10 protein-coding genes are annotated in these 13,816 nt (G+C 70.2%); 7 read left to right on the plus strand and 3 right to left on the minus strand.

What is annotated here, in order from left to right; genetic code table 11:
* Positions 1-52: 52 nt before the first annotated feature.
* From AC1MBW_RS14620 to AC1MBW_RS14630, 3 genes are read left to right on the plus strand one after another with little or no spacing between them, the layout of a single operon-like run.
* Entirely contained in the window at positions 53-952 is a 900-nt protein-coding gene (locus tag AC1MBW_RS14620) for a sulfurtransferase (protein WP_480024914.1), read from the plus strand.
* On the plus strand, positions 949-1,392 hold the full coding sequence (locus AC1MBW_RS14625) for a SufE family protein (protein ID WP_054146025.1): 444 nt from the start codon (positions 949-951) through the stop codon (positions 1,390-1,392). Before AC1MBW_RS14620 ends, AC1MBW_RS14625 begins: the two co-directional genes overlap by 4 nt.
* Positions 1,389-2,144 carry a dihydrofolate reductase family protein gene (locus tag AC1MBW_RS14630; RefSeq protein ID WP_054146024.1) on the plus strand — a complete coding sequence of 252 codons (756 nt, stop codon included), beginning with the start codon at positions 1,389-1,391 and terminating at the stop codon, positions 2,142-2,144. Before AC1MBW_RS14625 ends, AC1MBW_RS14630 begins: the two co-directional genes overlap by 4 nt.
* On the opposite strand, the gene AC1MBW_RS14635 is transcribed toward AC1MBW_RS14630, so the two are convergent.
* Complete coding sequence (locus tag AC1MBW_RS14635; protein WP_480024915.1) at positions 2,102-3,319, minus strand: alpha/beta hydrolase family protein; 1,218 nt, start codon at positions 3,317-3,319, stop codon at positions 2,102-2,104. The two genes, AC1MBW_RS14630 and AC1MBW_RS14635, sit on opposite strands and share 43 nt — an antisense overlap.
* 111 nt (positions 3,320-3,430) lie before the next feature.
* On the opposite strand from AC1MBW_RS14635, the gene AC1MBW_RS14640 reads away from it, so the two are divergent.
* From AC1MBW_RS14640 to AC1MBW_RS14655, 4 genes are all read left to right on the plus strand, one after another.
* On the plus strand, positions 3,431-4,027 hold the full coding sequence (locus AC1MBW_RS14640; protein ID WP_480024916.1) for a DUF3000 domain-containing protein: 597 nt from the start codon (positions 3,431-3,433) through the stop codon (positions 4,025-4,027).
* Between the two features lie 43 nt (positions 4,028-4,070).
* Positions 4,071-5,390: an HRDC domain-containing protein gene (locus tag AC1MBW_RS14645; protein WP_480024917.1), complete on the plus strand. Its 1,320-nt coding sequence runs from the start codon at positions 4,071-4,073 to the stop codon at positions 5,388-5,390.
* A 73-nt stretch (positions 5,391-5,463) separates the two neighbouring features.
* On the plus strand, positions 5,464-6,669 hold the full coding sequence (locus AC1MBW_RS14650) for a thiolase family protein (RefSeq protein WP_054146022.1): 1,206 nt from the start codon (positions 5,464-5,466) through the stop codon (positions 6,667-6,669).
* Positions 6,666-8,789 (plus strand): 3-hydroxyacyl-CoA dehydrogenase NAD-binding domain-containing protein, encoded by a 2,124-nt coding sequence (locus AC1MBW_RS14655; RefSeq protein ID WP_054146021.1) that lies wholly within the window; start codon positions 6,666-6,668, stop codon positions 8,787-8,789. The genes AC1MBW_RS14650 and AC1MBW_RS14655 overlap by 4 nt, the downstream gene beginning before the upstream one ends.
* An 80-nt stretch (positions 8,790-8,869) precedes the next feature.
* On the opposite strand, the gene dxs is transcribed toward AC1MBW_RS14655, so the two are convergent.
* Both dxs and acnA read right to left on the minus strand, forming a co-directional pair.
* Complete coding sequence (dxs, locus tag AC1MBW_RS14660) at positions 8,870-10,816, minus strand: 1-deoxy-D-xylulose-5-phosphate synthase (RefSeq protein WP_054146020.1); 1,947 nt, start codon at positions 10,814-10,816, stop codon at positions 8,870-8,872.
* A 127-nt stretch (positions 10,817-10,943) separates the two neighbouring features.
* Positions 10,944-13,760 carry an aconitate hydratase AcnA gene (acnA, locus tag AC1MBW_RS14665; protein WP_480024918.1) on the minus strand — a complete coding sequence of 939 codons (2,817 nt, stop codon included), beginning with the start codon at positions 13,758-13,760 and terminating at the stop codon, positions 10,944-10,946.
* Positions 13,761-13,816 lie beyond the last annotated feature (56 nt).

The raw sequence follows: 13,816 nt of genomic DNA on the forward strand, positions 1-13,816 counted from the left end.
TCACCCGTCGCCCGACGTCGGCTCCATCCCGACACCCGCACAAGGAGACACCATGGCCGTCGAGCACGACACGTCCGCCCGCTTCGGCGAGTACGCCCACCCCGAGCGTCTCGTCAGCACCGAGTGGTTGCAGCAGCACCTCGGCACCCCCGGGCTCGTCGTCGTCGAGTCCGACGAGGACGTCCTGTTGTACGAGACCGGCCACATCGCCGGGGCCGTCAAGATCGACTGGCACCTCGACCTCAACGACCCGGTGCAGCGCGACTACGTCGACGGCGAGGGCTTCGCCGCGTTGATGGCCCGCAGCGGCATCTCGCGCGACAGCACCGTCGTCATCTACGGCGACAAGAACAACTGGTGGGCCGCCTACGCGCTCTGGGTGTTCTCGCTGTTCGGGCACGAGGACGTCCGCCTGCTCGACGGCGGGCGGGCGAAGTGGGAGGCCGAGGGCCGCGACTACACGACCGACGCCCCCGCGGTCGAAGCCACCGACTACCCCGTCGTCGAGCGAGACGACAGCGTCATCCGCGCCTACAAGGACGACGTGCTGGCCCACCTCGGCAAGCCGCTGATCGACGTGCGCTCCCCCGAGGAGTTCTCGGGTCAGCGCACCACGGCTCCGGCCTACCCCGACGAGGGGGCCCTCCGCGCCGGTCACATCCCGAGCGCGCAGAACGTGCCGTGGGGCAAGGCCGCGGCCGACGACGGCACCTTCCGGCCGCTCGCCGAGCTCGACGCCATCTATCGCGACGGCGCGGGCCTCTCCGGCGGCGACCAGGTCGTCGCCTACTGCCGCATCGGCGAGCGGTCGAGCCACACCTGGTTCGTGCTCAAGCACCTCATGGGCTTCGAGGACGTGCGCAACTACGACGGCTCCTGGACCGAGTGGGGCAGCGCCGTCCGCGTGCCGATCGTGCAGGGCACCGAGCCCGGCGAGGTGCCGGCCCGGTGACCGACGTCGCCCTGCCCGAGCCGCTCGTCGAGATCCGCGAGGAGTTCCTCGCCCTGGACGTGCGGAACCGTCTGCAGCTGCTGCTCGAGTTCTCGAACGAGCTGCCCGAACTGCCGGCCCGGTACGCCGACCACCCCGACCTGCTCGAGCGGGTGGTCGAGTGCCAGTCCCCCGTGTTCCTGTTCGTCGAGGTGACCGACGGTCGGGTGCACCTGCACGCGACGGCACCGCGCGAAGCACCCACGACCCGTGGCTTCGCGTCGATCCTCGCCCAAGGGCTCGACGGGCTCACCGTCGCCCAGGTCCTCGACGACGTCCCCGACGACTACCCGCAGACGATCGGTCTGACCGAGGCGGTGAGCCCGTTGCGGATCCGTGGCATGACCGCCCTGCTCGGTCGCGCCAAGCGCCAGATCCGCGATCGGACCGCCGGCGCGTGACGCTCCGGGTGCTGCACGCCCTCGAGCGTCCAGGCGACGTCGGGCTGGAGCTCGACATCGACGAGGACTCGACCCCTGCCCGGATCCGCGAACTGTACGCCCCACCCCGCGAGACCTGGCTGCGACTCAACCTGATCGCCGCGGTCAGTGGTGACGCCGCGGGCTCCGACGGCACCTCCGAGACGCTGAGCAACGCCACCGACCGCACGATCCTGGCGGCCATCCGCTCGCTGGCCGACGGCGTCCTCGTGGGTGCGGCCAGCGTGCGGGCCGAGGGCTACCGGGTGCCGAAGTCCTCACGACTCGTCGTCGTCACGTCGTCGGGCGACCTCTCGGGCCATCGCATGGACCCGTCGGAGGCCGGTCGGGTCGTCGTCGTGTGCCCCGGATCCGCCCGGGACCGGGTCCGTGAGACCCTCGGCGACGAGATCTGGGCGGTCGCCACCGTGCTGACCGCACCGGACGCCGACGGACGGTTGGAGCCCGCCGCGATCCTGCGTTGCCTGCGCGAGCAGCGCCTCCGTTCGCTCGTCTGCGAGGGCGGCCCCTCGCTCGCCGGTCAGTTCCTGCGGGACGGCCTGGTCGACGAGCTGTGCCTGTCGACCTCGCCCGTCGTGATCGGCAGCGGCCTGCCCGTCTTCGGTCGCGAACGCTTCGACCCCGCGTCGCTCGTGCTCGGTCAGTTGCTGGTCGACGAGCAGAGCACGCTCTACGCGCGGTGGTCGGTCGACGGCGGCCCCGCGAGTCGGTGACGACCGACCCACCCGGTGATCGCCCCCTCGAAGCGCTCGGGGTCGAGGTTCCAGAGCTTCGTGTGCCGCGCGACCTCGAACACCTCGAAGGTCACGAGGTCGGGCCGTGCCTCGGCCAACGCGTGTGACGCGGTGGACGGCACGAAACCGTCGTCGTCGCTGTGCAGCAACAGCACCGGCAGGTCGAGCTCTCCGGCCCGCGAGACGAGGTCGAGCCGGTCGAAGTCGATCGGCTCGGCGCTGCCGGCCAACCGACAGAGCAGGGGCGAGCCCAGGAGGCGCAGCACCAGACCCTGGACGACCTGCGGCACCCGCATGGCCGCCCCCTGGTAGGCGAGGGTCGTCCTCCAGTCGACGACGGGCGACTCGAGCACGAGGCCCGAGACGACGCCGCGCAGGGAGGAGCGCGTGGCTGCCTGCAGCACGAGCGCTCCGCCCATGGACCATCCCATCAACACGACGGACGTCGCACCGTGGTCGAGGGCGAACCGGATCGCCGCCTCGACGTCGCGCCATTCGGAGTCGCCCAGGGCGTAGCGTCCGTCCGGCGATCGGGGTGCCTCGCCGTCGTTGCGGTACGACACGAGGAGCGAGGTCAGGCCCTCTCGGTGGAAGACCGGAGCCGCCCGGATCGTCTCGGCGCGGGTCACCCCACGACCGTGCACCCCGATCATCCACGGGCCCTCGAGGCCGCCCGCGGCGGGGACGAGCCAGGCGGGGGCCTGACCGACCTCCGTGGCGATCGCGACCTCCTCCGCGGGGAGGCCCGCGTCCCGGGGTGTCGGGAACAGCCAGCCACCGATGCGGCCCCGGTGGGCCCGGTCGAGACCGGGCCCGTCGACGCCCTCGACGCGACGCTCGACGGACCGGCCGTCGTCGCGGACGACGTCGCCCACGCGGGCGTGGCCTCGACCCCGAGCGTACCAGAAGCTGTAGCGACCGGGGAGGCGCGTGTCGGGCGTCGAACGGAGGGTGATCGTCCCGGCGACGGGGTCGTAGGCGTCGACTCGCACGTCGTCTCGCCGCCTGCGGGCCGGCGTGACGATCTTGCGGGCGATGGCGACGATCCCCGACGCGAGGGCCGCGGACGACGCGAGCACGGTGCCCCCGACCGTGATCGAGACGACGGCGAGCGGGCCGATGCCCCGTCGGTCGGTGGATGCGGGGCGGTTCACGGGCGACTCCTCGTGGGGCGTGAGGTGGGGTCGAGGGTGACCTGTGGATCTGCTGAGCCGGGCGCGGCGTGCCGCGGGGGTCGCCCTCGGGATCGACCCTAGTCTTCCAGGGTGTCCGAGATCCCCCCGACGCCGACCCGGCCGCCCGCCTTCGCCGCGGCCGTCGAGTCCGTCCACCGTGCCGCCGCGCGGGACGCCCTCGCCGTGACCGAGATCCCCGCCCCGAAGGGCCTCGCCCCCCACGCGCTGGCCCTCGCGGGGGACGTCGTCGGCGCGTCCGGCCGTCCCGACCCCGACCTCGGCACGGGCCGCTTCGTGCTGCTCTACGACGACGACGAACCCGAGGCCTGGGGCGGACCGTTCCGGGTCGTGAGTTTCGCGCAGGCGCCCCTCGAGACCGAGATCGCGCTCGACCCGTTCGTGGCCGACGTGGCGTGGTCCTGGCTCGTCGACAGCCTCGACGCCCGCGGAGCCTCCTACGACCAGGCATCGGGCACCGCGACCAAGATCCTCTCGACCGGCTACGGTGAGCTGGCCAGCCACGGCGACGGGGCCCAGCTCGAGCTCCGGGCGTCCTGGAGCCCCACCACCACCGACCTGGCCCCGCACATCGAGGCCTGGAGCGAGTTGATCTGCACGCTCGCCGGCCTGCCCCCGACAGTCGAAGGAGTCACGCTCCTCGCCTCGCGGCGGGTCGGACGAGACTGAACCACCGGAACAGAACAGCGCCCCCGGAGAGAACAGCGGAGACATGACCACAGCGACACCAGACGAGTCAGCACCCGACGAGTCGGCACCCGACGGCTCCGCGACGCGCGGCTCACGACCCCGGGTCACCGTCCGACCCGTCGTCGAGACCGCGGACTCGCTGCACGGCGAGGTCACGGTCATCGACGATCGGCAGGGCTACCTGGCCGCCGTCGAGGCGATCCGCGCCGGGACCGGGCCGGTCTCGATCGACGCCGAACGCGCCTCCGGCTATCGCTACTCGCAGCGGGCCTACCTCATCCAGGTGTTCCGACGCGGCTCGGGGGTGTTCCTGCTCGATCCGCCCGCCATCGGCTCCTTCGCCGAACTGCAGGACGTGATCGGCGACGAGGAATGGGTGCTGCACGCCGCCAGCCAGGACCTGGCGTGCCTGCGCGAGGTCGGCCTCGACCCGAGCCGCATCTTCGACACCGAACTGGGCGCACGCCTCGCCGGCCTGCCGAAGGTCGGGCTCGGTGCCGTCGTCGAGCAGCTGCTGGGCATCCACCTCGCGAAGGAGCACAGTGCCGCCGACTGGTCCACGAGGCCGTTGCCGCAGAGTTGGCTCGTCTACGCGGCGCTCGACGTCGAGCTGCTCGTCGACCTGCGCGACGCCATGGAGGCGGTGCTCGCGGACGCGGGCAAGCTCGACATCGCGCGTCAGGAGTTCGAGGCCACCCTGCGCCGCGAGGCCAAGCCGGCGAAGGTCGACCCGTGGCGCCGACTGACCGGGCTGCACAGCGTCCGCGGATCCCGCTCGCTCGCCGTGGCTCGGGAGCTCTGGCAGGCACGCGACGACTACGCCCGCGAGATCGACACGGCACCGGGTCGTCTCGTCCCGGACTCCTCTCTCGTGGCCGCCACCAAAGCAATGCCCACCGACAAACGGTCACTGGCCGGCATCAAGGAGTTCGTCGGTCGCGCCAGTCGCAGTGAGCTCGACCGTTGGTTCGCGGCGATCGAACGGGGCCGCGAGACGACGGACCTGCCCTCGCACCGAGGGCCGGCGAGCGACACCCTCCCCCCGCCGCGATCGTGGGCGGACAAGAACCCGCTGGCCGACGCGCGCTACAAGGCGGTCCGCCCCAAGGTCACCGAGATCGCCGAGGGGCTCGACCTGCCCGTCGAGAACCTGCTGACGCCCGAGACCCTGCGGCGGCTCGCCTGGGACCCGCCCATCCCCTTCGACGCACCGACCATCGCGGCCGCGTTGGTGGAGCTGGGTGCCCGGGCCTGGCAGGTCGAGGCCGTCGCCGAGGCGGTCGCCGAGGCCTTTGTCGACGCCCACCAAGAGCCCGAGGCGACGGGCGACAGCGCTTCGTAGGATTGCTCGAACGATTCTCGGCCCCTCGGTGTCGTCCCTAAGATCGGGATCAGATCCTGACACTGGAGGCAATGTGGCCGAGAGCAACGATGTCGTGTTCGTCGACGGGGTACGCACCCCGTTCGGGCGGGCCGGCGACAAAGGCATGTACTGGCAGACCCGCGCCGACGACCTGGTCGTCAAGGCGATGAAGGGTCTGCTCGAACGCAATCCGTCCCTCCCGCCCGAACGCATCGACGACGTCGCCATCGCCGCGACGACGCAGCAGGGCGACCAGGGCCTCACCCTGGGGCGCACGACGGCGCTGCTCGCAGGGCTCCCCCAGTCCGTGCCCGGGTACGCCATCGACCGCATGTGCGCCGGTGCCATGACCAGTGTGACGAGCGTCGCCGGCGGCATCGCCTTCGGTGCCTACGACGTCGCCCTCGCCGGCGGGGTGGAGCACATGGGTCGGCACCCGATGGGGTTCGCCGCCGACCCGAACCCCCGGTTCGTCGCCGAGAAGCTCGTCAGCGGCGAGGCACTCAACATGGGCAACACCGCGGAGCGCATCCACGACCGGTTCCCCCAGCTGACCAAGGAGCGGTCCGACCGCTACGCCCTGCGATCGCAACAGAAACTCGCGGCCGCCTACGACGCCGGCCAGATCCAGCCCGACCTCGTCCCGGTGGCGATCAAGACGGATCAGGGCTGGGGGTTGGCCACGCGCGACGAGGCACCCCGTCCCGAGACCACGATGGAGGGTCTGGCCGGGCTTCGTACCCCCTTCCGGCCGCACGGTCGCGTCACCGCCGGCAACTCGTCCGGTCTCAACGACGGTGCGACGGTGAGCCTGATGGCGTCCGGTGCCGCGGCGAAAGAGCTCGGACTCACCCCCAAGATGCGCCTGGTCAGCTTCGCCTTCGCCGGCGTCGAGCCCGAGGTCATGGGCATCGGCCCCGTTCCGTCCACCGAGAAGGCGCTCCGGAAGGCCGGGCTCTCGATCGACGACATCGGCCTCTTCGAGCTGAACGAGGCGTTCGCGGTGCAGGTCCTCTCCCTGCTCGACCACTTCGGCATCGACGACGACGATCCGCGCGTGAATCCCTGGGGTGGCGCCATCGCCGTGGGCCATCCCCTCGCGTCCTCGGGCGTCCGGCTCATGATCCAGCTCGCCCGCCAGTTCGAGCAGCACCCCGAGGTGCGCTACGGCCTCACGGCCATGTGCATCGGCCTCGGCCAGGGCGGCAGCGTCATCTGGGAGAACCCCCACTACTCGCGGAAGGCGGCGCGCGCATGAGCTCGGCGACCGAACAACTGACCGAGCTGTCGGCCGACGAGGTCGTCACGCACTCCTACGTCCGCGACGTCCCGTTGCCCTCCGGTGGCGTCCTCGCCCTCATCACCCTCGACAACGGTCGTGACCACACCCGGCCGAGCACGCTGGGGCCGGCGACGCTGCACGAGTTCGGGGCGGCCCTCGACGCCGTCCGCACCCGCGCCTCCTCGGGTGAGATCGCGGCGATCGCCGTCACCGGCAAGCCCTACTTCCTGGCGGCGGGCGCCGACCTCAGCAAGGTCAGCGCCATCCCCAGCCGCGACGTCGCCCGCGAACTCGCCCGGCTCGGGCACGCGGTCCTCGGCAAGCTGCACGACGCCGCGGTGCCCACCTTCGTCTTCGTGAACGGCCTCGCCCTCGGGGGCGGCGTCGAGATCGGCCTGCACGCCGACTACCGGACGGTCGACTCGTCGGCGGCGGCCATCGCCCTGCCCGAGGTCTTCCTCGGCATCATCCCCGGCTGGGGAGGCGCCTGGCTGCTGCCGAACCTGATCGGCATCGAGAACGCGCTCAAGGTCGTCATCGAGAACCCCCTGAAGAACAACCGCACGCTGAAGCCCGCCCAGGCGCTCGAACTCGGCATCGTCGACGTGATGTTCGGCCCCGCGACCTTCCTCGAGGACAGCATCCGGTGGGCCGACGGAGTGCTGACCGGCCGCGTCACCGTCAAGCGACCGAACGTCCCGGGCAAGCTCGAACGTGCGGTCAAGTGGGACGTCGCGATCTCGGTCGCGCGCAAGTCACTCGAGTCGAAGATCGGCACGGTCGCGAAGTCGCCCTATGCCGCACTCGACCTGCTCAAGGCCGCGAAGAACACCGACCGGGCGACCGGCTTCGCGGCGGAGGACGAAGCACTGGCCGACCTCGTGGCGGGCGACCAGTTCCACGCGAGCATGTACGCCTTCGACCTCGTCCAGAAGCGCGCCAAGAAGCCCGCCGGAGCCCCCTCCCCCGACCTCGCCCGGAAGATCGGCAAGGTGGGCGTCGTGGGTGCCGGACTCATGGCGAGCCAGTTCGCCTTGCTCTTCGTGCGGCGCCTGCGCGTCCCGGTCGTCATCACCGACCTCGACCAGGCCCGGGTCGACACGGCGCTCGCCCGCATCAGAGGAGAGATCGACGAGTTGCAGGGCAAGGGGCGCATCTCGCGCGATGAGTCCAACCGCCTGAAGGCGCTCATCACGGGCACGACCGACCTGGCCGACTTCGCCGACGCCGACTGGGTCATCGAAGCCGTCTTCGAAGAGCTGTCGGTCAAACAAGAGGTCTTCGCGAACGTCGAGGCCGTCGTCTCGGACACCGCGGTGCTGGCGACCAACACCTCGTCGCTGAGCGTCGAGCAGATCGGGGCGCGCCTCGCGCATCCCGAGCGCCTGGTCGGGTTCCACTTCTTCAATCCGGTCGCGGTCATGCCTCTCGTCGAGGTCGTCAAGACCCCGGCGACGGACGACGAGACGCTCAGCACGGCGATGGTGACGGCGAAGGCTCTTCGGAAGAACGCCGTCATCACGGCCGACACCCCTGGTTTTGTCGTCAACCGCATCCTGGCCAAGGTGCTGGGCGAGGCCATGCACGCCGTCGAGACGGGGACGCCGTTCGAGGTAGTGGATCGAGCGACCGCCCCGTTCGGCCTGCCGATGACGCCGTTCGAGTTGCTCGAGTTGGTGGGACTGACCGTCGGGGCGCACGTGCTCGACACCCACCACGCCGCGTTCCCCGACCGGTTCTTCGCCAGTGAGGGACTGCACCGTCTGGCCGAGCACGGCACCATCTTCGAGCGGGACTCGAAGGGCCGTCGCAAGGGGTTCGACAAGAAGGCCGTCGCCCTCGCCGCCGGGCCGGGCACGGCACTCACCGACGACGAGCTGCGCATCCGCATCGAGGACGGCCTCGCCGACGAGGTCGGTCGCATGCTCGACGACCACGTGGTCGCCGCCGCCGAGGACATCGATCTCTGCCTGATCCTGGGAGCCGGGTACCCGTTCCAGATGGGCGGGGTCACGCCGTACCTCGATCGCGTCGGGGCCTCACGGCGCGTGCGCGGTCGCGACTTCCACGAGCCGGCCATCCGCGGCGTCGAGTAGCCCACCGACGTCGAACGCCCCGTCTCGGACGAGACGGGGCGTTCGACGTCGATCGTTGTGGTGTGCCACCGCACCGGGACTCAGTCGTGTCGGGCGTCCTCGTGCCTCGTCGCGGCGGCGGTCTCGTCCAAAGGCCTCGCGACGGGGATGCGACTGCCGAGCACCTGGGCCACGACGTCGCGGGCGATGTGCTGCGGGGTGAGGCCGGCCTCCTCGAGGATCTCGGCCCGGGACCCGTGCTCGAGGAACTCGTCGGGCAGGCCCAGCTCGGTCACGGCCGTGTCGACGCCTGCGCCACGGAGATCCTGCCGCACCCGGGTGCCGATCCCGCCGACCCGGACTCCGTCCTCGATCGTGATGACGAGTCGGTGGGTCGCCGCGAGTTCGATGATGCTCCCCGGCACGGGGACGACCCATCGCGGGTCGACGACCGTGGCGCCGATGCCCTGGGCCTCCAGGCGTTCGGCGACCTCGAGCCCGATCCCGGCCATCGGGCCGACGCAGACGATGAGGACGTCGTCGTGGCCCGCACGACGCAGCACCTCGACACCGTCCTCGAGACGTTCGACGGCCTCGTGTTCGACGCCGACGGCTCCCTTGGAGAACCGGATGACGGTGGGAGCGTCGTCGACCGCGACGGCCTCCCGGAGTTCTTCGCGGAGGCGCGTCGCATCTCGGGGTGCGGCCAACCGGATGTGCGGCACGATCTGCAACAGCGCGAGGTCCCACATGCCGTGGTGGCTCGGACCGTCCGGCCCGGTGACGCCGGCCCGGTCGAGGACGAAGGTGACGCCCGCCCGGTGGAGGGCGACATCCATCAACACCTGGTCGAAGGCACGATTGACGAAGGTCGCGTACAGGGCGACGACGGGGTGGAGGCCGCCGAACGCCAGCCCCGCAGCGCTCGTCACCGCGTGCTGTTCGGCGATCCCGACGTCGAAGACGCGCTTCGGAAACCGCTCGGCCAGTTTGTGCAGGCCCACGGGGCGCAGCATCGCGGCCGTGATGCCGACGACCTTCGCGTCGTGCTCGGCGATGTGGACGATCTCGTCGGCGAACACGGACGTCCACGACGGCGAGGTGGCCGTCTCGAGGGGCTCGCCCGTCTCGGGGTCGATCTGCCCGACCGCGTGGAACTGGTCGGCCACGTCGGCGCGCGCGGGATCGAACCCGCGGCCCTTCTCGGTGATCGCGTGCACGATCACGGGGGCACCGTAGTTCTTCGCCTGGAGGAGGGCTTCTTCCATGGCCACCTGGTCGTGACCGTCGACCGGCCCGATGTACTTGATGTCGAGGTTCGAGTAGAGCGCCTCGTTGTTGGTGAACCGGCTCAAGAAACCGTGCAGTCCACCCCGGACACCGCGGTAGACGGCGCGACCCGGGTGTCCGAGTCGGTCGAAGACGGCCCGGCTGCCGACGTGGAGCTCGCGGTAGGCCTGGCGGGTGCGGACGGTGTTGAGGAAACGGGCCATTCCCCCGATGGTCGGGGCGTACGACCGGCCGTTGTCGTTCACGACGATGGTGAGTCGACGGTCGTTGTCGTCGCTGATGTTGTTCAGGGCTTCCCACGTCATGCCCCCGGTCAACGCGCCGTCGCCCACGACGGCGACGACGTGCCGGTCGTCGCGGCCGGTGAGCTGGAACGCTCGAGAGATGCCATCCGCCCACGAGAGCGAACTCGAGGCGTGCGAGCTCTCGACGATGTCGTGCTCGGACTCGGAGCGCTGCGGGTAACCGGCGAGGCCGCCCCGGAGGCGGAGGCCGGAGAAGTCCTGCCGACCGGTGAGGAGCTTGTGGACGTACGACTGGTGGCCGGTGTCGAAGACGAAGGCGTCGTGCGGCGAGTGGAAGACCCGGTGCATGGCCAACGTCAGCTCGACGACGCCCAGGTTCGGCCCGAGGTGGCCCCCGGTCTTCGACACCTCGGTCACGAGGAACCGGCGGATGTCGGCGGCCAGTTCGACCATCTGTTCGTTCGTCAGGCGGTCGAGGTCACGAGGCCCCGTGATCGTCTGCAACAGGCTCATGCTGGCCTTCCCTTTCGGCCCTCTCGGGCATCCCGCCAGTCTAGGCACGCGACCGGCGAGAACGCCGTACGACCCCCGGACGATGCGGGTGATCGTCCGGAGGTCTGGTCGGTGCGGGGTCTGTCGATCAGACCAGGCTGCGCAGGACGTACTGCAGGATGCCGCCGTTGCGGTAGTAGTCCGCCTCGCCGGGGGTGTCGATGCGCACGACGGCGTCGAACTCGACCGGCTGCTTGCCCTCGGGCGAGTGGGCGGTCGGAGTGGCGGTCACGTGGACCGTCTTCGGCGTCGTGCCCTCGTTCAGCTGCTCGATCCCGGCGATGTCGATCTGCTCGGTGCCGTCGAGTCCGAGCGACTCCCAGCTCTCGCCCTGAGGGAACTGCAGGGGGACCACGCCCATGCCGATGAGGTTCGACCGGTGGATGCGTTCGAAGCTCTCGGTGATGACCGCCTTGACCCCGAGCAGGCTCGTGCCCTTCGCGGCCCAGTCCCGGGACGATCCCGAGCCGTACTCCTTGCCGCCGAGGATGACCAGGGGCGTCCCTTGCTCTTGGTAGCGAGCACTGGCGTCGTAGATGAACGACTGCGGGCCCTCGGCCTGCGTGAAGTCGCGGGTGTAACCGCCTTCGACACCGTCCAGCAGCTGGTTCTTGAGGCGGATGTTCGCGAAGGTGCCCCGGATCATGACCTCGTGGTTGCCGCGACGGGACCCGTACGAGTTGAAGTCCTTGCGGTCGACGCCGTGCTCGTCGAGGTAGTGGCCTGCCGGGCTGTCCACCTTGATCGACCCGGCCGGGCTGATGTGGTCGGTCGTGACCGAGTCGCCGAGCTTCGCCAGGACACGGGCGCCCTGGATGTCGGTGACCGGGGTGGTCTCGATCGTCATGCCCTCGAAGTACGGGGGCTTGCGGACGTAGGTGGACTCGGAGTCCCACTCGAAGGTGGCGCCGGTGGGTGTCGGCAAGGAACGCCAGCGCTCGTCACCGTCGAACACCCCCGCGTACTCGTGGGTGAACATGCCGGTGTCGATCGAGGAGTTGATCGTCTGCTGCACCTCGGCGGCGTCGGGCCAGATGTCCCGCAGGTAGACGTCGGTTCCGTCGTCGGCCGTCCCCAGGGCGTCGTTCTCGAAGTCGAAGTTCATCGACCCGGCCAGGGCGTACGCGATGACCAGGGGCGGGCTGGCCAGATAGTTCATCTTCACGTCGGGGTTGATGCGACCCTCGAAGTTGCGGTTGCCGGACAGGACGGCCGTGACGGCCAGGTCGTTGTCTTGCACCGCCGTCGAGATCTCGTCGAGCAGGGGGCCGGAGTTGCCGATGCAGGTCGTGCAGCCGTAGCCGACCGTGTAGAAGCCGAGATCTTCGAGGTAGGCGGTCAGGCCGGCCTTCTCGTAGTAGTCGGTGACGACCTTGGACCCGGGCGCGAGGGTGGTCTTGACCCACGGCTTGGCCTTGAGGCCCTTCTTGCTGGCGTTGCGGGCGAGGAGGCCCGCGGCGAGCATGACGGACGGGTTCGACGTGTTCGTGCACGACGTGATGGCAGCGATGGCGACCGCGCCGTGGTCGAGGGTGAACGTCGAGCCGTCACCGAGGGCGACCGAGGTCGGCTTGGACACCTTGGCCGGAGCATGCGACGTGTGCGAGATCGAGTGCGGCTGCGCCTCGTCGTCGTCCTCGGCGGTGAAGCCGATCGGGTCCGAGGCGGGGAACGTGCCCTCGACCGCGGCGTCGACGTGCGAGTGGTCCGTGCTGGCGTAGTTCTCGAGGTCGACCTCGAACTGCGACTTGGCCGCGGTGAGCTCGATGCGGTCCTGCGGGCGCTTGGGCCCGGCGATGGAGGGGACGACCGTCGCGAGGTCGAGTTCGAGGTACTCGCTGAAGACGGGCTCCGTCGACGGGTCGTGCCAGAGACCCTGCAGCTTGGCGTACTGCTCGACGAGGTCGATCTGCTCGTCCGAGCGTCCGGTCAGACGCAGGTAGTCGAGCGTCACGTCGTCGATCGGGAAGATCGCCGCCGTCGAACCGAACTCGGGGCTCATGTTGCCGATGGTGGCGCGGTTGGCCAAGGGGACCTCGGCCACGCCTTCGCCGTAGAACTCGACGAACTTGCCGACCACGCCGTGACGACGCAGTTGCTGCGTGATGGTGAGCACCACGTCGGTGGCCGTCACGCCGGTCGGGATCGAACCGGAGAGCTTGAAGCCCACGACCTTGGGGATCAGCATCGACACGGGCTGACCGAGCATGGCCGCCTCGGCCTCGATGCCGCCGACGCCCCAGCCGAGCACGCCCAGGCCGTTGACCATCGTCGTGTGGGAGTCGGTGCCCACGAGGGTGTCGGGGTAGGCCTGCAGCACGCCGCCGACCTCACGGCTGTAGGTGACGCGCGCCAGGTACTCGATGTTGACCTGGTGGACGATGCCCGTGCCCGGCGGCACGACCTTGAAGTCGTCGAAGGCCGTCTGGCCCCAGCGGAGGAACTGGTACCGCTCGCCGTTGCGCTCGTACTCGATCTCGACGTTGCGCTCGAGCGCGTTCTCGGAGCCGAAGAGGTCCGCGATGACCGAGTGGTCGATGACGAGTTCAGCCGGTGCCAGCGGGTTGATCTTGGTGGGGTCTCCACCCAGCTCGGCGACGGCCTCGCGCATGGTGGCGAGGTCGACGATGCAGGGCACCCCTGTGAAGTCCTGCATGACGACGCGCGCCGGAGTGAACTGGATCTCGGTGTCGGGCTCGGCGGTGGGCTGCCACGAGCCGAGTGCCCGGATCTGGTCGCCCGTGACGTTCGCACCGTCTTCGGTGCGGAGCAGGTTCTCGAGCAGGACCTTGAGGCTGAACGGAAGCGTCGAAGAACCCTCGACCGCGTCGATGCGGTAGACCTCGTAGTCGGTGGACCCGACCGTGAGGGTGTTCTTCGAGCCGAAACTGTTGATTGCAGACACGTGCCGTCTCCCTTGCTGACTACGCCCTCATCTTGGCCGGTGCGCGCGACGCCCAC

This window comes from Frigoribacterium sp. AP1 (assembly GCF_056680555.1).